This is a genomic window from Streptomyces spiralis, assembly GCF_014654675.1.
In the GTDB taxonomy this organism is placed as follows: domain Bacteria; phylum Actinomycetota; class Actinomycetes; order Streptomycetales; family Streptomycetaceae; genus Streptomyces; species Streptomyces spiralis.
Genome location: NZ_BNBC01000052.1, coordinates 41,649 through 59,616, shown reverse-complemented (window position 1 = coordinate 59,616; position 17,968 = coordinate 41,649). Strand labels below are relative to the sequence as shown.

At 72.1% G+C, this 17,968-nt stretch carries 11 protein-coding genes; 9 read left to right on the top strand and 2 right to left on the bottom strand.

Annotated features, from left to right (window positions below; genetic code table 11):
- The 9 genes from IE318_RS45590 to IE318_RS36610 form a co-directional block, all read left to right on the top strand.
- The coding region (locus tag IE318_RS45590; RefSeq protein WP_229903994.1) for an ATP-binding protein at positions 1–2,496 on the top strand (2,496 nt) is incomplete at its 5' end.
- Between the two features lie 312 nt (positions 2,497–2,808).
- Complete coding sequence (locus tag IE318_RS36645) at positions 2,809–3,489, top strand: response regulator (RefSeq protein WP_030178277.1); 681 nt, start codon at positions 2,809–2,811, stop codon at positions 3,487–3,489.
- A 581-nt stretch (positions 3,490–4,070) separates the two neighbouring features.
- Positions 4,071–6,899, top strand: coding sequence for a DNA translocase FtsK (locus IE318_RS36640; protein ID WP_189907250.1), 2,829 nt, complete (start codon positions 4,071–4,073; stop codon positions 6,897–6,899).
- A 296-nt stretch (positions 6,900–7,195) separates the two neighbouring features.
- Complete coding sequence (locus tag IE318_RS36635) at positions 7,196–8,038, top strand: helix-turn-helix domain-containing protein (RefSeq protein WP_030178273.1); 843 nt, start codon at positions 7,196–7,198, stop codon at positions 8,036–8,038.
- 103 nt (positions 8,039–8,141) lie between these two features.
- Positions 8,142–9,614 carry a 30S ribosomal protein S12 methylthiotransferase RimO gene (rimO, locus tag IE318_RS36630; RefSeq protein WP_189907249.1) on the top strand — a complete coding sequence of 491 codons (1,473 nt, stop codon included), beginning with the start codon at positions 8,142–8,144 and terminating at the stop codon, positions 9,612–9,614.
- The gene (gene pgsA, locus IE318_RS36625) at positions 9,611–10,396 is read left to right on the top strand and encodes a CDP-diacylglycerol--glycerol-3-phosphate 3-phosphatidyltransferase (RefSeq protein ID WP_030178268.1); all 786 of its coding nucleotides are present in this window, start codon (positions 9,611–9,613) and stop codon (positions 10,394–10,396) included. Before rimO ends, pgsA begins: the two co-directional genes overlap by 4 nt.
- The gene (locus tag IE318_RS36620; protein WP_189907248.1) at positions 10,393–10,938 is read left to right on the top strand and encodes a CinA family protein; all 546 of its coding nucleotides are present in this window, start codon (positions 10,393–10,395) and stop codon (positions 10,936–10,938) included. The genes pgsA and IE318_RS36620 overlap by 4 nt, the downstream gene beginning before the upstream one ends.
- A gap of 109 nt (positions 10,939–11,047) precedes the next feature.
- Positions 11,048–11,422 carry a helix-turn-helix domain-containing protein gene (locus IE318_RS36615; protein WP_030178264.1) on the top strand — a complete coding sequence of 125 codons (375 nt, stop codon included), beginning with the start codon at positions 11,048–11,050 and terminating at the stop codon, positions 11,420–11,422.
- 253 nt (positions 11,423–11,675) lie between these two features.
- Positions 11,676–11,930, top strand: coding sequence for a hypothetical protein (locus IE318_RS36610; RefSeq protein WP_373311386.1), 255 nt, complete (start codon positions 11,676–11,678; stop codon positions 11,928–11,930).
- Positions 11,931–11,939: 9 nt separating this feature from the next.
- Here IE318_RS36610 and IE318_RS36605 read toward each other — a convergent pair whose 3' ends face one another.
- Complete coding sequence (locus tag IE318_RS36605; RefSeq protein WP_189907247.1) at positions 11,940–12,785, bottom strand: Fpg/Nei family DNA glycosylase; 846 nt, start codon at positions 12,783–12,785, stop codon at positions 11,940–11,942.
- 93 nt (positions 12,786–12,878) lie between these two features.
- Entirely contained in the window at positions 12,879–17,852 is a 4,974-nt protein-coding gene (locus IE318_RS36600) for an ATP-dependent helicase (RefSeq protein WP_189907246.1), read from the bottom strand.
- Between the last annotated feature and the right edge of the window lie 116 nt (positions 17,853–17,968).

Genomic DNA, 17,968 nt, shown 5'->3' with positions numbered 1-17,968 from the left:
ACCCGGGTCGCCCGCGAGGTGGGCACCGAGGGCCAGCTCGGCGGTCAGGCACGCGTGCGGGACGTCGACGGCACCTGGCGGGACCTGACGGAGTCCGTGAACGAGATGGCCGGGAACCTGACCCGGCAGGTGCGCGCCATCGCGCGCGTGGCGACCGCCGTGACCCGTGGCGACCTGAACCTGAAGATCGACGTCGACGCCTCCGGCGAGATCCAGGAGCTCCAGGACTACATCAACAAGATGATCGCCAACCTGCGCGACACCACGATCGCCAACAAGGAGCAGGACTGGCTCAAGGGCAACCTGGCCCGCATTTCGGCCCTGATGCAGGGACGCCGGGACCTGGAGGACGTGGCCTCGCTGATCATGAGCGAGCTGACGCCGGTGGTCTCCGCGCAGCACGGCGCCTTCTTCGTGGCCATGCCGCTGGTCGACGAGAAGGATCTCAACGCCGACGTGGAGGACTCCTACGAGCTGCGCATGCTGGGCTCCTACGGCTACTCGATGGGCTCCATGCCGACGTCGTTCCGGCCGGGTGAGGCGCTGATCGGGACGGCCGCCGAGGAGAAACGCACGATCCTGGTGGAGAACGCGCCCAGCGGCTACCTGAAGATCTCCTCCGGGCTCGGCGAGGCGCCGCCCGCGCAGGTGATCGTGCTGCCGGTGCTGTTCGAGGGCAAGGTGCTCGGCGTGATCGAGCTGGCCTCCTTCACGCCGTTCACGCAGATCCAGAAGGACTTCCTCAACCAGATCGCGGAGATGATCGCCACCAGCGTCAACACCATCTCCGTCAACACCAAGACCGAGCAGCTGCTCAAGCAGTCCCAGGAGCTGACGGAGCAACTGCGGCTGCGCTCGGAGGAGCTGGAGCAGCGGCAGAAGGCCCTGCAGGCGTCCAACGCCGAACTGGAGGAGAAGGCCGAGCTGCTGGCCCAGCAGAACCGGGACATCGAGGCGAAGAACTCCGAGATCGAGGAGGCGCGGCAGGTCCTGGAGGAGCGTGCCGAGCAGCTCGCCGTCTCCATGCGCTACCGCAGCGAGTTCCTCGCGAACATGTCGCACGAGCTGCGTACGCCGCTGAACTCCCTGCTGATTCTGGCCAAGTTGCTCGCCGACAACGCCGAGGGCAACCTCTCCCCGAAGCAGGTGGAGTTCGCCGAGACCATCCACGGCGCCGGCTCCGACCTGCTGCAGCTCATCAACGACATCCTGGACCTGTCGAAGGTCGAGGCGGGCAAGATGGACGTCTCCCCGACGCGTATCGCGCTCGTCCAGCTCATCGACTACGTGGAGGCCACCTTCCGGCCGCTGACCGCCGAGAAGGGCCTGGACCTGTCGGTGCGGGTGTCGCCGGAGCTGCCCGCGACCCTGCACACCGACGAGCAGCGGCTGCTGCAGGTGCTGCGCAACCTGCTGTCCAACGCGGTGAAGTTCACCGACTCCGGGTCCGTGGAGCTCGTCATCCGCCCCGCGCGGACCGACGTCCCGCAGGCGATCCGGGAGCAGTTGCTGGAGACCGGCTCGCTGACCGACCCGGACGCGGAGCTGATCGCGTTCTCGGTCACCGACACCGGCATCGGCATCGCCGCCAGCAAGATGCGGGTGATCTTCGAGGCGTTCAAGCAGGCCGACGGCACCACCAGCCGCAAGTACGGCGGTACGGGCCTCGGGCTGTCCATCTCGCGGGAGATCGCGCAGCTGCTCGGCGGCGAGATCCACGCCCAGAGCGAGCCGGGCCGCGGTTCGACGTTCACGCTGTATCTGCCGCTGCACCCGGGCGAGCTGCCGCCGCACGGCTACCAGCAGCCCGGGTCCGCGCTCGCCGCCGACGAGTTGATCGCCGCCGCCGAGCCGCACCTGTCCGAGATCTCCTCTCTCTCCGACCTGTCCGAGCTGTCGGCCGTAGAGGTGGAGATGCCGGCCGAGGTGAGGTCGTACCAGGAGACCCAGAACGGGGCCGCAGCGCTCTTCCGGCGCCGCCGCAGGGCCCTGCCCGCGGGCGAGCAGTCTCCGGGGCAGCAGGACCAGCAGACGCCGGAGCAGCCGGCGGGGGCGGCCGGGACCGTCGGCGCCGACGGGCGGGCGGAGGCGGCGCCGCACGGGCGCCGGGACGTCCGGTTCGGCGGCGAGAAGGTGCTGATCGTCGACGACGACATCCGCAACGTCTTCGCGCTGACCAGCGTCCTGGAGCAGCACGGCCTGTCCGTGCTCTACGCCGAGAACGGCCGCGAGGGCATCGAGGTGCTGGAGCAGCACGACGATGTGGCCGTCGTCCTGATGGACATCATGATGCCCGAGATGGACGGATACGCGACCACCACGGCGATCCGGCGCATGCCGCAGTTCGCCGGGCTGCCGATCATCGCGCTGACCGCGAAGGCGATGAAGGGCGACCGGGAGAAGGCCATCGAGTCGGGCGCCTCCGACTACGTGACCAAGCCGGTCGACCCCGATCACCTGCTGGGCGTGATGGAGCAGTGGATGCGGGAGGAATGAGTCGGAACCACGGGGAAAGCACGTGGACCCGGTGACGGGTGCCTTCGGGGTGCGCGCGAAGCTGTTGACTGAGGGTGCTCGAAGCCGTGTGGAAGTGCGGGATTCCGGGAACCTTCTGCTCTCCCGACGCGTTTCTGCTACGTGCACAGTGACATCGCGGTGACAGGGTGTGGCGACAGGCGGGGTGCGGCTACGATGACCGGCACAAGGACGGGCGGCGCAAGGGAGTCGTCCCCTGGGGCGGCACCCGCCGGTGCCTCCCCGGTTCCTGCGGACAGGGGCGGCCCCAAGCCGGGGCGAGGAGGGCGGGCCATGGTGCAGAAGGCCAAGATCCTCCTGGTCGATGACCGGCCGGAGAATCTGCTGGCGCTGGAGGCCATCCTCTCTGCGCTCGATCAGACGCTGGTACGGGCATCGTCAGGGGAGGAAGCGCTCAAAGCACTGCTCACGGACGACTTCGCGGTCATTCTGCTGGACGTCCAGATGCCGGGCATGGACGGTTTCGAGACGGCGGCGCACATCAAGCGGCGGGAGAGGACCCGGGACATCCCGATCATCTTCCTCACCGCGATCAACCACGGCCCGCACCACACCTTCCGTGGCTACGCGGCGGGTGCGGTGGACTACATCTCCAAGCCGTTCGACCCGTGGGTGCTGCGCGCGAAGGTCTCGGTCTTCGTCGACCTGTACATGAAGAACTGCCAGCTGAAGGAGCAGGCGGCGCTTCTCCGTCTCCAGCTGGAGGGCGGCGCCAAGGGCGGGGCCGGCGAGGGCAAGGAGTCGGCCGGCCTCCTCGCGGAGCTGTCCGCGCGCCTGGCGGCCGTGGAGGAACAGGCGGAGGCCCTCTCCAAGCAGCTGGACGACGAGTCCGCCGACGCGGCGGCCGTCGCCACGGCGGCCCACCTGGAGCGCAAGCTCACGGGCCTGCGGCGCGCGCTGGACGCGCTGGAGCCGGGGGCGGGGAACCCGTCGTCGGTCACGTCGCAGGGGTGAGGTTCCCCTTCGAGGGCGGGCGGCTTTCCGAGCTTTGAGCCGGGCCGCGGTTCGGGCCGGGCCGGGCGGCGCGGGCTTGGGCGCAGGTTGAGCGCGAGCCGCAGGCCGGGACCGGGTGCGGGGGGCACGCCCGGGCGGGCCTTGAGTGTGGGCTGGAGCCCGGAGTGCTCGGGGTGCGGCCGGAGCGTGCGCAGGCCGCAACCGGGCGCGAGTCCGCAGGCCCGGCGCCGGGCGGGCCTGGGTTTGCGGCCGAGGCCCCGGGCCAGGGTTCGGTGCCTGGGTTTGCGGCCGAGGCCCCGGGCCAGGGTTCGGTGCCTGGGTTTGCGGCCGAGGCCGCGGGCCCGGGTGCGGTGCCGGGGTTGCCGGTCGGCCTCAGGGGAGTGGGCGCATCCTGGGTGGGGCCTTTGCGTGCAGGGTTTGCGCCGCGATGTGCGGCGTGTTGGGGCGGTGCGCGGCACAAATCCTCCCGTCACCGGCTTCGGTGACGGGGCGTCAGGCCGTCGAGTCCGTGGGGACGACACGAACGGGTGAAGCAGTGGGCACACGTGTCCGCTGTCGTCTCCGACGGTAACCTCACACCTATGGCCTCACGTCCCTCCGCAGCCAAGAAGCAGCCCGCCAAGAAGGCGGCCGCTCCCGCAAAGGCTCCGGCGAAGAAGGCCGCTGCGAAAAAGGCACCCGCCAAGAAGGCCCCGGCCAAGGCACCCGCCAAAAAGGCGGCGGCCAAGAAGGCCGTGCCCAAGCCCGCGCCGAACCCCACCGGGGGCGTGTACCGGCTCGTGCGCGCCCTCTGGCTCGGGCTGGCGCACGCCGTCGGCGCCGTGCTCCGGGGTGTGGGGCGGGGCGCCAAGAACCTCGATCCCGCGCACCGCAAGGACGGCACCGCGCTGCTGCTGCTCGCCGCCGCACTGATCGTCGCCGCCGGTACCTGGGCCGATCTGCGCGGACCCGTCGGTGACCTGGTCGAGATCCTGGTCACCGGTGCCTTCGGCCGGCTCGACCTTCTCGTGCCGATCCTGCTCGGGATCATCGCCGTACGCTTCATCCGGCACCCGGAGAAGCCCGACGCCAACGGCCGTATCGTCATCGGGCTGTCCGCGCTCGTCCTCGGCGTGCTCGGCCAGGTCCACATCGCCTGCGGCTCGCCCGCCCGCAGCGACGGCATGCAGGCCATAAGAGACGCCGGCGGTCTCATCGGCTGGGGCGCGGCGACGCCCCTGACGTACTCGATGGGCGAGGTGCTCGCCGTACCGCTGCTGGTGCTGCTCACGGTGTTCGGGCTGCTCGTCGTCACCGCCACCCCGGTCAACGCCATCCCGCAGCGGCTGCGGCTGCTCGGCGTCAAGCTCGGCCTCCTGCCCGACCCGGAGGACGACGAACCAGGCGAGTACACCGAGGACGACGTCCGCTACGACGAGCAGTGGCGCGAAGCGCTGCCCGCGCGCCCCCGTCGGCGCCAGAGCGCCCCCCAGGCCTACGACCCCGAGGCCGCCGAGCAGGAGGCACTCTCCAAGCGCCGCGGCCGGCCCCGGCGCTCCGCCGTGCCGCAGCCCGACATGGAACGGCAGATGGACGCCGTGGACGTCGCCGCCGCTGCCGCCGCCGCGCTCGACGGCGCCGTACTGCACGGCATGCCGCCGTCACCGCTCGTCGCGGACCTGACCCAGGGCGTCACCGTCGGTGACCGGGCCGAGACGCCGACCCCGACCCCGGTGCCGGCGGCCCGTCCGGAACCGGACGCTGGTCCGGCCACCGGGCCCGAGGAGGACTCGCCGGCCGCGCGTCCCGAGGCGGACACACCGGCCGGCCGGCCCGCGCGGGCGGAACAGGAGAAGCAGGAGAAGCCGGGCGCGGGTGTCCCCGATCTCACCAAGACGCCGCCCGCCGAGACCCGTGAGCTGCCGCCGCGCGCCGAACAGCTCCAGCTGTCCGGTGACATCACCTACTCCCTGCCCGCCCTGGACCTGCTGGAGCGGGGCGGCCCGGGCAAGGCGCGCAGCGCCGCCAACGACGCCATCGTCGCCTCGCTCACCAACGTCTTCACCGAGTTCAAGGTCGACGCCCGCGTCACCGGCTTCACGCGCGGACCGACGGTCACCCGCTACGAGGTCGAGCTCGGTCCCGCCGTGAAGGTCGAGCGGATCACCGCGCTGACCAAGAACATCGCGTACGCCGTCGCCAGCCCGGACGTGCGGATCATCAGCCCGATCCCCGGCAAGTCCGCGGTCGGCATCGAGATCCCGAACACCGACCGGGAGATGGTCAACCTCGGTGACGTGCTCCGTCTGGCGGAGGCGGCCGAGGACGACCATCCGATGCTGGTCGCGCTCGGCAAGGACGTCGAGGGCGGCTATGTGATGGCCAACATCGCGAAGATGCCGCACGTGCTGGTCGCCGGCGCCACCGGTTCCGGCAAGTCGTCCTGCATCAACTGCCTGATCACCTCGATCATGATGCGGGCGACTCCGGAGGACGTGCGGATGGTCCTCGTCGACCCCAAGCGCGTCGAGCTGACCGCGTACGAGGGCATCCCGCACCTGATCACGCCGATCATCACCAACCCCAAGCGGGCCGCCGAGGCGCTGCAGTGGGTCGTGCGGGAGATGGACCTGCGCTACGACGACCTGGCGGCCTACGGGTTCCGGCACATCGACGACTTCAACGCGGCCGTGCGCAACGGCAAGGTGCGGTCGCCCGAGGGCAGCGAGCGCGAGCTGCAGCCGTACCCGTATCTGCTGGTGATCGTCGACGAGCTCGCCGACCTGATGATGGTCGCCCCGCGTGACGTCGAGGACGCGATCGTGCGCATCACGCAGCTGGCGCGCGCGGCCGGCATCCACCTGGTGCTCGCCACCCAGCGGCCCTCCGTCGACGTCGTCACCGGTCTGATCAAGGCGAACGTGCCCTCCCGGCTCGCGTTCGCCACCTCCTCGCTCGCCGACAGCCGCGTCATCCTCGACCAGCCGGGCGCCGAGAAGCTGATCGGCAAGGGCGACGGACTGTTCCTGCCGATGGGCGCGAGCAAGCCGACCCGTATGCAGGGCGCCTTCGTCACCGAGGACGAGGTCGCGGCCGTCGTCCGGCACTGCAAGGACCAGATGACGCCGGTCTTCCGGGACGACGTCACCGTCGGCACCAAGCAGAAGAGGGAGATCGACGAGGACATCGGCGACGACCTCGACCTGCTGTGCCAGGCGGCCGAACTGGTCGTCTCCACGCAGTTCGGGTCGACGTCCATGCTCCAGCGCAAGCTGCGCGTCGGCTTCGCCAAGGCCGGGCGGCTGATGGATCTCATGGAGTCCCGGAACATCGTCGGTCCCAGCGAGGGCTCCAAGGCGCGTGACGTACTCGTGAAGCCCGACGACCTGGACGGTGTGCTGGCCGTGATTCGGGGCGAGACCGAGGGGTAACAGCACAGGGACGTCCGTCCGGTGGAGACGGCCTCCGGCCGAGGGGCGGGTGGAAGGGCGGCCGCACCGTGATCCACCCGTTAGACAGCGGTGAGCAACCGTTTCCCTTGGACGTACGTCAAGTTGAGCGAGAGGACCGGTGCGGGTCCCACCATGGGTTCCGCACCTGTCCCACCATCGGATTGTCCGGCCATTCCGATGGCGTACAAAGTCCTACCGCCGGGTCGCTCCACCCTTTGGCACCCCCCTAGACTGAACGTCCAGCACAGGCGGCTACACGCTCGAAAGGCGCCCCCGTGTCCATCGGCAACTCCCCTGAAGACGAGCGTCCGTTCGAAGACGTTTCCGAGGAAGCCCGCCCCTCCATCGGCCGTGTCCTGAAGGACGCGCGGCTCGCCGCCGGGCTGACCGTCGACGAGGTCAGCGCCGCCACCCGCGTCCGCATCGCGATCCTGCACGCCATCGAGGCCGACGACTTCGCCCCCTGCGGCGGCGACGTCTACGCCCGTGGGCACATCCGGACCCTGGCCCGTGCCGTCCACCTCGATCCGGCCCCGCTGCTCGCGCAGTACGACGCCGAGCACGGCGGTCGCCCCGCCCCGACCCCGGCCGCTCCGCTGTTCGAGGCGGAACGTATCCGCCCAGAGCGGCGCGGCCCCAACTGGACCGCGGCCATGGTCGCCGCCATCGTTGTCGTCGTCGGTTTCGTCGGCTTCACCGCCTTCAAGGGCGGTGGCGGCGACAGCAGCGCCAAGTCGCAGGTCGCCGAGGGATCCACCCCCAGCACCAGCAAGCCCGCCTCGCCGAAGCCGAAGAGCAGCAAGCCGACCGACCAGAAGCCGGCCCCGTCCGACAGCGCCATCGCGGCCGCGCCCCAGGACAAGGTGACCGTCCAGGTCAGCGCGCCGAACGGGCGCAGCTGGATCTCCGCCAAGGACCACAACGGCCGCATGCTCTTCGACGGGCTCCTCAACAAGGGCGAGTCCAAGACCTTCCAGGACAGCACCAAGATCAACCTCATCCTGGGCGACGCCGGCGCCATCCAGCTCTATGTGAACGGCAAGAAGATCGAGGACCAGTTCCAGCCGGGCGCCGTGGAACGCCTCACGTACACCAAGGGCGACCCGCAGGTCGGATAGCCCCCTCACCTGGGAGGGAAGCGGACGCACGGCGAAGGGGTTGGCCAAGATCGGCCAACCCCTTCGACGTGGGCTGTCGGTGGGACGAAGTAGTCTTGAGCCCATGCCTGAACGCCGTACCGTCGCACTCGTCACTCTCGGCTGCGCCCGTAACGAGGTGGACTCGGAGGAGCTCGCAGGCCGTTTGGAGGCGGACGGCTGGCAGCTCGTGGAGGACGCCGCGGATGCGGACGTCGCCGTGGTCAACACCTGTGGCTTCGTGGAAGCCGCCAAGAAGGACTCCGTCGATGCCCTCCTGGAGGCCAACGACCTCAAGGACCACGGCAGAACGCAGGCCGTCGTAGCGGTCGGCTGCATGGCCGAGCGGTACGGCAAGGAGCTCGCCGAGGCCCTCCCCGAGGCCGACGGCGTGCTCGGCTTCGACGACTACGTGAACATCTCCGACCGCCTGCAGACGATCCTGAACGGCGGCATCCACGCCTCGCACACCCCGCGCGACCGCCGCAAGCTGCTGCCGATCAGCCCGGCGGAGCGGCAGGAGGCGGGGGTCGCGGTCGCGCTGCCGGGGCACGCTCCCGCGGATCTTCCCGAGGGCCTCGCGCCCGCCTCCGGCCCGCGCGCGCCCCTGCGCCGCCGTCTGGACGGCTCCCCGGTCGCCTCGGTCAAGCTCGCCTCCGGCTGCGACCGGCGCTGCTCCTTCTGCGCCATCCCGTCCTTCCGCGGCTCCTTCATCTCCCGCCGCCCGAGCGACGTGCTGAACGAGACGCGGTGGCTGGCCGAGCAGGGCGTCAAGGAGATCATGCTGGTCTCCGAGAACAACACCTCCTACGGCAAGGACCTTGGCGACATCCGCCTGCTGGAGTCCCTGCTGCCCGAGCTGGCCGAGGTCGACGGCATCGAGCGGGTGCGGGTCAGCTACCTCCAGCCGGCCGAGATGCGCCCCGGGCTCATCGACGTCCTGACCTCCACCCCGAAGGTCGCCCCCTACTTCGACCTGTCCTTCCAGCACTCCGCGCCCGGCGTGCTGCGCGCCATGCGCCGATTCGGCGACACCGACCGCTTCCTGGAGCTGCTCGACACCATCCGCTCCAAGGCGCCCGAGGCCGGTGTGCGCTCCAACTTCATCGTCGGCTTCCCCGGCGAGTCCGAGTCCGATCTGGCCGAGCTGGAGCGGTTCCTCAACGGTGCGAGGCTGGACGCCATCGGCGTCTTCGGCTACTCCGACGAGGAGGGCACGGAGGCGGCGACCTACGACGACAAGCTGGACGAGGAGATCGTCGCCGAGCGACTGGCACGTGTCTCCCGGCTGGCGGAGGAGCTCGTCTCGCAGCGGGCCGAGGAGCGCATCGGCGAGACGGTGCGGGTACTCGTGGAGTCCGTGGACCCCGAGGAGGGGGTGTACGGACGTGCGGCGCACCAGGCACCGGAGACGGACGGGCAGGTGCTGCTCACCAGCGGCGAGGGCCTGAGCGCCGGCAGTGTGGTCGAGGCCAAGGTGGTCGGCACCGAGGGTGTCGACCTGGTGGCCGAGCCGCTGGCGGGCGCGTTCACGTGCGATGAGGAGGCGGGCAGATGACGGGAGTCCCGGCATCCGCGGCGGGCGGCTCCTCCGGCGCGCGAGGGGCGGCGTCGGGCCGTACCGGTGCGGACGGGGCCCCCGGCGCTGCCGGCACCTCCGGTCACGGGCCCGGCGCGGCCGACCGCGAGGCCCAGGAGCCGGCCGGTGGCAAACCCCCGCGTGGCGGGAAGATCGCGGCGGCCGCCGTGAACCAGGCAAGCGTGTGGAACGTCGCCAACCTGCTGACCATGCTGCGGCTGCTGCTGGTGCCGGCCTTCGTGTTCCTGATGCTGGCGAACGGCGGGTACGACCCGGCATGGCGCTCCTTCGCCTGGGCGGCCTTCGCCATCGCCATGATCACCGACCTGTTCGACGGGCACCTGGCGCGGACGTACAACCTGGTCACCGACTTCGGGAAGATCGCCGACCCCATCGCCGACAAGGCGATCATGGGGGCGGCGCTGATCTGTCTCTCCGCGCTCGGCGACCTGCCCTGGTGGGTGACCGCCGTGATCCTCGGCCGGGAAATCGGGATCACCCTGCTGCGTTTCCTCGTCATCCGCTACGGCGTCATCCCCGCGAGCCGCGGCGGCAAGCTGAAGACGCTCACGCAGGGCGTGGCCGTCGGGATGTACGTGCTGGCGCTGACGGGCTGGCTGGCCACCCTGAGGTTCTGGGTGATGGCCGTGGCCGTCGTGCTGACCGTGGTGACCGGACTGGACTATGTGAGACAGGCCATTGTGCTGCGCAGGCGGGGAATCGCCGAGCGCCGGGCCGCGTTGGAGGAGTCGGAAGCGTGAGTTCGCCGGCCGCCGAAGTCGTGGGACTACTCACGGTGAGGGGCGAGACGATCGCCGTCGCCGAGTCGCTGACCGGCGGCCTGGTCGCGGCGGAGATCACGTCGGTCCCGGGGGCCTCCAAGGTCTTCCGGGGTTCGGTCACCGCGTACGCCACGGAGCTCAAGCACGAGCTGCTGGGCGTCGACGCCACTCTGCTGGCGCAACGAGGCGCGGTGGATCCGCAGGTCGCGGCCCAGATGGCGGCCGGTGTCCGCAAGGCCCTGGGAGCCGACTGGGGCATCGCGACCACCGGGGTCGCCGGCCCCGACCCCCAGGACGGACAGCCCGTCGGAACGGTCTTCGTGGCCGTGGACGGGCCAGGCGAAACGGAGAACGGTACCGCCCCGGGCGAGAAAACGGCCGCGCTGCGGTTGAACGGCGGCCGGGCGGAAATTCGTATGGAGAGTGTACGGAGCGTACTCGCACTGCTTCTGAAGCGGATTGCCGGCGAACAGACCGGGAATGAGCGGGCACAGGATACGGAACGGAACGGGGGGTTCTGATGTTTGCAGCCCTGAGTGAACACGACATCGCTCCCCGCACGGCCGCGGCGCGAGGCGGTACGGTGGGGCGTGAAGGATGCGGCTACGCGGTCCGAGGAGGGAGCCACCGATGATTCTGCTCCGTCGCCTGCTGGGTGACGTGCTGCGTCGGCAGCGCCAACGCCAGGGCCGTACTCTGCGCGAAGTCTCCTCGTCCGCCCGAGTCTCGCTCGGCTATCTCTCCGAGGTGGAGCGGGGGCAGAAGGAGGCTTCCTCCGAGCTGCTCTCCGCCATCTGCGACGCGCTGGACGTACGGATGTCCGAGCTCATGCGGGAAGTGAGCGACGAGCTCGCCCTCGCCGAGCTGGCCCAGTCTGCTGCGGCCACCGAGCCGGTGCCCACGCCGGTTCGCCCGATGCTGGGTTCCGTGTCGGTGACCGGTGTGCCACCGGAACGGGTGACCATCAAGGCGCCCGCGGAAGCGGTGGACGTGGTCGCCGCGTGATCGTTCACGCGTGCCCGAGCTGACTGACACACGAGCTGACACACACGTCGCGAGGCCCCGGCCGGGGCTGCTCCGGGGAATCCGGGGAGCCCAGGCCGGGGCCTTCGTGCGTGCTGCCGTTCGTTTGTGCCTTGCCCTGTGCGGGGCGATGGTTGAGGCCGGGTGGTGCTCGGCTCGACCGGCGCCGGAACGTGACGGGACCGCCGTCGAGCTGTCCTCCCGGACGCCGGATGGAGGTGGGTGCGTGGGTGCGATGGCGGGGCCGGCAGTGCGCTGGGCGGGGGCTCTGGTCGCTCTGGGGCTCGGCGCCGTGTGGTGGTGGGCGGTGCTGCGGCTGGTCCTGTCGGGCGACGCGGGGGTGCTGGAGGGCGCGGTCGCGGCAGGTGGGTGGGGGCTGAGCCTGCTGCCCGTGCACTGTGTCCCCAAGGACTCCGTCTCCAAGGGCCCCGTCCTCAAGACCTTGGTCGCCGAGGACTCTGTCCCCGACGACGAGGCGAGGGACCACTGACCCCGGGTGTCACCTGGCCGTGCGGCGGTAACGCTCGCGCCATCTCTGCGGGGAACCCGGCGCCGGAGCGGGACCGCCCTGGCAGCGCGGACACCAGTACGTGGGGCGCTCCTGGGAGCCGTCGCCCTGGTCGGCCACGCGCACGGAGGTGCCGCAGCGCAGGCAAGGGCGGGGCGCCCGGCCGTACACGAAAAGGTCCTGACCCCGCAGGCCCGTGGTCCGGCGGACCGGGCGGTCGCGGTTGGCCTCCAGGAGGCTCTTCGCGAGCGGGAGCAGCTTCGCGGCGAGCTCCGTGGGCAGGGCGCCCACGGGCAGCCATGGGGTCACGCCGAGCAGGAAACAGAGCTCGCTCTTGTAGACGTTGCCGATGCCGGCGAGATTGCGCTGGTCGAGCAGGGCCTCGCCGAGCGGGCGTGCGGGGTCGGCCAGGAGGTTGGCCAGCGCCAGGTCGCCGTCCCAGTCGGGGCCGAGGAGATCCGGGCCGAGGTGGCCGACGGTGCGGTCCTCCTCGGCGGTGCGCATCAGGTCGAGGACCTGGAGGCGGTAGCCGACGGCGGTGCGGTCGATGGTGGCGAGTACGGCGCGGATCTGGTGGCCGGGGCCGCCCTTCCACCGTTCGCCGTCGCCGTAGACCTTCCAGGCGCCCTCCATCAGCAGGTGCGAGTGCAGCGTCAGGCCGCCCTCGACGCGGGTGAGCAGGTGCTTGCCGCGCGAGACCGTGTCGAGGACCGCCCGGCCGGAAAGGTCGACCGCCGCGTACTTCGGCACCCGGAAGTCGCTTCGGGTCAGCACCTTGCCCGCGAGGGCGTCGTGCAGTCGCCTCGCGGTCTGCCAGACCGTGTCACCTTCGGGCATGGGTCCAGCCTGACATGTTCCCGCGCACGACCGCTTCGGTCATGTTCTCGTGCACGTCGGCTTCGGCCATGGTCGGCTGCCCATCCGCTCCGGTCATGCGCGCAGGCGCAGCCCACGCGGGGTCGCGATGAAGCCCGCTCCCTCCAGGAGGCTGCCGATGGGCGCGGTCAGGGCCGAGGTGCCGTTGACGCGCTCCACCGTGACCGTGCCCAGGGAGCCCGCGCGGGCGGCCGCGGCCAGCGCCTCGGCGGCCGCGCCCAGGCGCGGGTCGTCGCCGGCCGCGGCCTCCGGGTCGGCGGGCCAGGCCAGCAGGGTCTTGCCGCCGCGCTCCATGTACAGGGCCAGCTCGCCGTCCACGAGCACCACCAGGGAGCCGGCCTTGCGCCCCGGCTTGTGCCCGGCGCCGGTCGGCGGCTCCGGCCAGGGCAGGGCGGCGCCGTAGGCGTTCGCGGGGTCGGCGGCGGCCAGGACGACCGCCCGGGAGTCCGCGGAGCCGCCACGGCCACGCCGGGCGCCGAGACCGGAGCCGCCGTACGGGAGGGCCTGGCCGCCGCCCCGTGGCCCGCCGTAGCCCGGTGACGGGAGGTCCCTGGGGGAGACGTACTCGTCCGGAGAGGAGCGGCCGGTGGCCCGCCAGTCGACGTCACCGCCGAAGCCGGCGGCGCCGGGACCGGTGGCGTCGAAGCCGCCGGACGGTTCGAAGGGGTGGACCGAGTCGAGGCCGCCGGGCGGTCCGAAGGCGCTCGGCGGCTGGAAGCCGTCAGGGGAGCCGAAGCCGTCCGGGCCCGCGCCGCCCGCGAAAGCCGGACCGGGCAGGCCCTCGCCCCGCTCCCGTGCGTTGGCCACCGCGCGGAGCCGGTCGACCGCGCCGTCCATGGCGAACTGCGCCGCGCCCAGGCCCTCCACCACATAGCCCCGCCGGGCCTGGCCGCTCTCCTCGAAGACGGACAGGACCCGGTACACGGCCGAGAAGCCGCCCTCGACGCCCTCCGCGGACACCGCTCCCCGGGTGACCACACCGTGCCGGTCGAGGAGGGTGCGGGCGAGCGCGTGGGCGCGCACGGTGGTGTCGGTGTCGCGGGCGGACAACAGGGACCAGCGTCCGGCGACGGTCGGCGGGCCGCCGCGCGAGGCGGGACGGGCGGCGGCCGTCAACGAGCCGTAGCGCCCGCGCGGGACGGCGCGCTTGGCACGGTGGGCCGTGGAGCCCGCGGTGCGGCCCGAGCCCAGCAGGGAACGCATCGGCGCCAGCGTGTCGTTGGTGAGCCGACCCGACCAGGCCAGGTCCCAGAGAGCGTCGGCCAGTTGGGGATCCGTGGCCTCCGGATGGGTGGTCGCGCGGACCTGGTCGGCGATCTGACGGAAGAACAGGCCGTAGCCGCCGGAGAGGGCGTCCAGGACCGACTGGTGCAGGGCCGTCAGCTCCAGCGGGTGCGGGGGCGGCAGAAGGAGCGGGGCCGCGTCCGCGAGATACAGCGAGACCCAGCCGTCCTTGCCGGGCAGCGCTCCCGCGCCCGCCCACACCACCTCGCCGGCCGCGGTGAGTTCGTCGAGCATCGAGGGGGTGTAGTTCGCCACCCGTGAGGACAGGACCAGCTTCTCCAGCGCCGAGGCCGGCACGGAGGCGCCCTGCAACTGCTCGACGGCGCGCACCAGTCCGTCGATGCCTCGCAGACCGTGCCCCCTGCCGATGTGCTGCCACTGGGGCAGGAACTGGGCGAGCGCGGCCGGCGGCACCGGCTCCAGCTCGTGCCGCAGCGCGGCCAGCGAACGGCGGCGCAGCCGGCGCAGCACCGCCGCGTCGCACCACTCCTGGCCGATGCCCGCCGGGTGGAACTCGCCCTGGACGACGCGGCCGCTCGCGGCCAGCCGTTGCAGCGCGCCCTCCGTGACCGCCACGCCCAGGCCGAAACGGGCCGCCGCCGTGGCCGAGGTGAACGGGCCGTGGGTGCGGGCGTAACGCGCGAGGAGGTCGCCCAGCGGGTCCTTGACCGGCTCGGTGAACGCCTCCGGCACCCCCACCGGCAGCGCGGTGCCGAGCGCGTCGCGCAGCCGGCCCGCGTCCTCGACCGCGGCCCAGTGGTCGGCGCCGGCGATCCGGACCCGGATGGCCCGGCGGGCACCGGCCAGCTCCTGCGCCCAGCCCGGCTCCGCGCCCCGCTCGGCCAGCTCCTCGTCGGTGAGCGGGCCGAGCAGCCGCAGGACGTCCGCGACGCCCTCGACGTCCTTGACCCGGCGGTCCTCGGCCAGCCACTGCAGCTCCCGCTCCAGCTCGACCAGCACCTCGGCGTCCAGCAGTTCGCGCAGCTCCGCCTGGCCCAGCAGCTCGGCCAGCAGCCGCGAGTCCAGGGACAGGGCGGCGGCGCGGCGCTCGGCGAGCGGCGAGTCGCCCTCGTACAGGAACTGGGCGACGTACCCGAAGAGCAGCGAGCGGGCGAACGGGGAGGGTTCGGGCGTGGTGACCTCGACCAGGCGGACCTTGCGGGACTCGACGTCCCCCATCAGCTCCACCAGGCCCGGGACGTCGAAGACGTCCTGGAGGCACTCGCGGACCGCTTCCAGGACGATCGGGAACGAACCGAACTCGCTCGCCACCTGGAGCAGTTGGGCGGCGCGCTGGCGCTGCTGCCACAGCGGGGTGCGCCTGCCGGGGTTGCGGCGCGGCAGCAGCAGCGCGCGGGCGGCGCACTCGCGGAAGCGGGAGGCGAACAGGGCCGAGCCGCCGACCTGGTCGGTGACGATCTGGTCGACCTCGCCCTTGTCGAAGGCGACGTCCGCCGCGCCCACGGGCGCCTGCTCGGCGTCGTACTCCAGGCCGGCCTTCATGGGCTCCTGGTCGAGGAGGTCCAAGCCCATCAGGTCGGCGTCGGGCAGGCGCAGCACGATGCCGTCGTCGGCGTGCATGACCTGTGCGTCCATGCCGTAGCGCTCGGACAGGCGGGCGCCGAGGGCCAGCGCCCACGGGGCGTGCACCTGGGCGCCGAACGGCGAGTGCACCACCACCCGCCAGTCGCCCAGCTCGTCACGGAAGCGCTCCACGACGATCGTGCGGTCGTCGGGGACATGACCGCACGCCTCGCGCTGCTCCTTCAAGTACGCGAGGACGTTGTCGGCGGCCCAGGCGTCGAGGCCGGCCGCGAGCAGCCTGAGCCGGGCGTCCTCGTCCGGCAGGGAGCCGACCTCGCGCAGGAACGCGCCCACCGCGCGGCCCAGTTCCAGCGGGCGCCCCAGCTGGTCGCCCTTCCAGAACGGCAGCCGGCCGGGCACGCCCGGCGCGGGGGAGACCAGGACCCGGTCGCGGGTGATGTCCTCGATACGCCACGAGCTGGTGCCGAGCGTGAAGACGTCGCCGACGCGGGACTCGTAGACCATCTCCTCGTCCAGCTCGCCCACCCGGCCGCCGCCCTTCTTGGGGTCGGAGCCGGCGAGGAACACCCCGAACAGTCCTCGGTCGGGGATCGTGCCCCCGGAGGTGACGGCGAGGCGCTGCGCGCCGGGACGGCCGGTGACCGTGCCCGCCACCCGGTCCCACACCACGCGCGGGCGCAGCTCCGCGAACGCGTCGGACGGATAGCGGCCGGCGAGCATGTCGAGGACGGCGGTGAACGCCGACTCCGGCAGCGAGGCGAACGGCGCGGCCCGGCGGACCAGGGCCAGCAGGTCGTCGACCTGCCAGCTGTCCAGCGCCGTCATGGCGACGAGCTGCTGGGCGAGGACGTCCAGTGGGTTGGCGGGCACCCGGAGGGACTCGATGGCACCGGAGCGCATTCGTTCGGTGACCACCGCGGCCTGGACCAGGTCGCCGCGGTACTTCGGGAAGACCACGCCGGTGGAGACCGCACCGACCTGGTGTCCCGCGCGGCCGACGCGCTGCAGACCGGAGGCCACGGACGGCGGGGACTCCACCTGAACGACGAGGTCCACGGCGCCCATGTCGATGCCCAGCTCCAGGCTGGAGGTGGCCACCACGGCGGGGAGACGGCCCGCCTTGAGGTCCTCCTCGACGAGCGCGCGCTGCTCCTTGGAGACCGAGCCGTGGTGGGCGCGGGCGATGACCGCGGGTGCGCCGTGCGCCGCGCCGGAGCCGCCCATCAGCTCGGCCGGGGAGTGATGCTCGTCCAGGGACTGGCCGGTCGTGCGCTCGTAGGCGATCTCGTTGAGCCGGTTGCACAGGCGTTCGGCGAGCCGGCGGGAGTTGGCGAACACGATCGTCGAACGGTGCGCCTGGACCAGGTCCGCGATCCGCTCCTCGACATGCGGCCAGATCGAGGGCCGCTCCGCGCCGTCGCCTCCGTCGGCGGCCGGGGAGCCGCCGAGCTCACCCATGTCCTCGATCGGGACGACGACCGACAGGTCGAACTCCTTGCCGGACTCCGGCTGGACGATCTCCACCTTGCGGCGCGGGGACAGATAGCGGGCGATCTCGTCGACCGGGCGGACGGTCGCGGACAGCCCGATGCGGCGGGCCGGCTTCGGCAGCAGCTCGTCGAGCCGCTCCAGGGACAGCGCGAGGTGGGCGCCGCGCTTGGTGCCGGCGACCGCGTGCACCTCGTCCAGGATCACCGTCTCGACACCGGTCAGCGCGTCGCGCGTGGCCGAGGTCAGCATCAGGAACAGCGACTCGGGCGTGGTGATCAGGATGTCCGGCGGGCGGGTGGACAGCGCGCGGCGCTCGGCGGCCGGGGTGTCGCCGGAGCGGATGCCGACCTTCACCTCCGGCTCGGGCAGGCCCAGGCGGACGGACTCCTGCCGGATGCCGGTGAGCGGGCTGCGCAGGTTGCGCTCCACGTCGACGGCGAGGGCCTTCAGCGGGGACACGTACAGCACCCGGCAGCGCTTCTTCGGGTCGGCCGGAGGCGGGGTGGAGGCCAGCTGGTCCAGGGCGGCGAGGAAGGCGGCCAGGGTCTTGCCGGAGCCGGTCGGGGCGACCACCAGCACGTCCGAGCCCGCGCCGATGGCCTGCCACGCGCCCGCCTGGGCCGCGGTGGGCGCGGAGAAAGCCCCCGTGAACCAGCCGCGGGTCGCGGGGGAGAAGCCGTCGAGGGCCCGGTGTGCATCGCTGACCATGCGTCCATCGTGCACCCAGCGACTGACAATACGCGCTGACCTGGGCCTTTACCTTCGGCGGGGGCGGGCCGTCCCGCGTGCCCGGCCGGCGGGCCGGGCCTCCGGCACCGGCGTCC

Excerpts from the sequence above, each read along its gene's own strand:
- IE318_RS36645 (WP_030178277.1), top strand. The coding sequence starts at position 2,809 with ATGGTGCAGAAGGCCAAGATCCTCCTGGTCGATGACCGGCCGGAGAAT.
- IE318_RS36640 (WP_189907250.1), top strand. The coding sequence starts at position 4,071 with ATGGCCTCACGTCCCTCCGCAGCCAAGAAGCAGCCCGCCAAGAAGGCG.
- rimO (WP_189907249.1), top strand. The coding sequence starts at position 8,142 with ATGCCTGAACGCCGTACCGTCGCACTCGTCACTCTCGGCTGCGCCCGT.
- pgsA (WP_030178268.1), top strand. The coding sequence starts at position 9,611 with ATGACGGGAGTCCCGGCATCCGCGGCGGGCGGCTCCTCCGGCGCGCGA.
- IE318_RS36615 (WP_030178264.1), top strand. The coding sequence starts at position 11,048 with ATGATTCTGCTCCGTCGCCTGCTGGGTGACGTGCTGCGTCGGCAGCGC.
- IE318_RS36610 (WP_373311386.1), top strand. The coding sequence starts at position 11,676 with ATGGCGGGGCCGGCAGTGCGCTGGGCGGGGGCTCTGGTCGCTCTGGGG.
- IE318_RS36605 (WP_189907247.1), bottom strand. The coding sequence starts at position 12,785 with ATGCCCGAAGGTGACACGGTCTGGCAGACCGCGAGGCGACTGCACGAC.
- IE318_RS36600 (WP_189907246.1), bottom strand. The coding sequence starts at position 17,852 with ATGGTCAGCGATGCACACCGGGCCCTCGACGGCTTCTCCCCCGCGACC.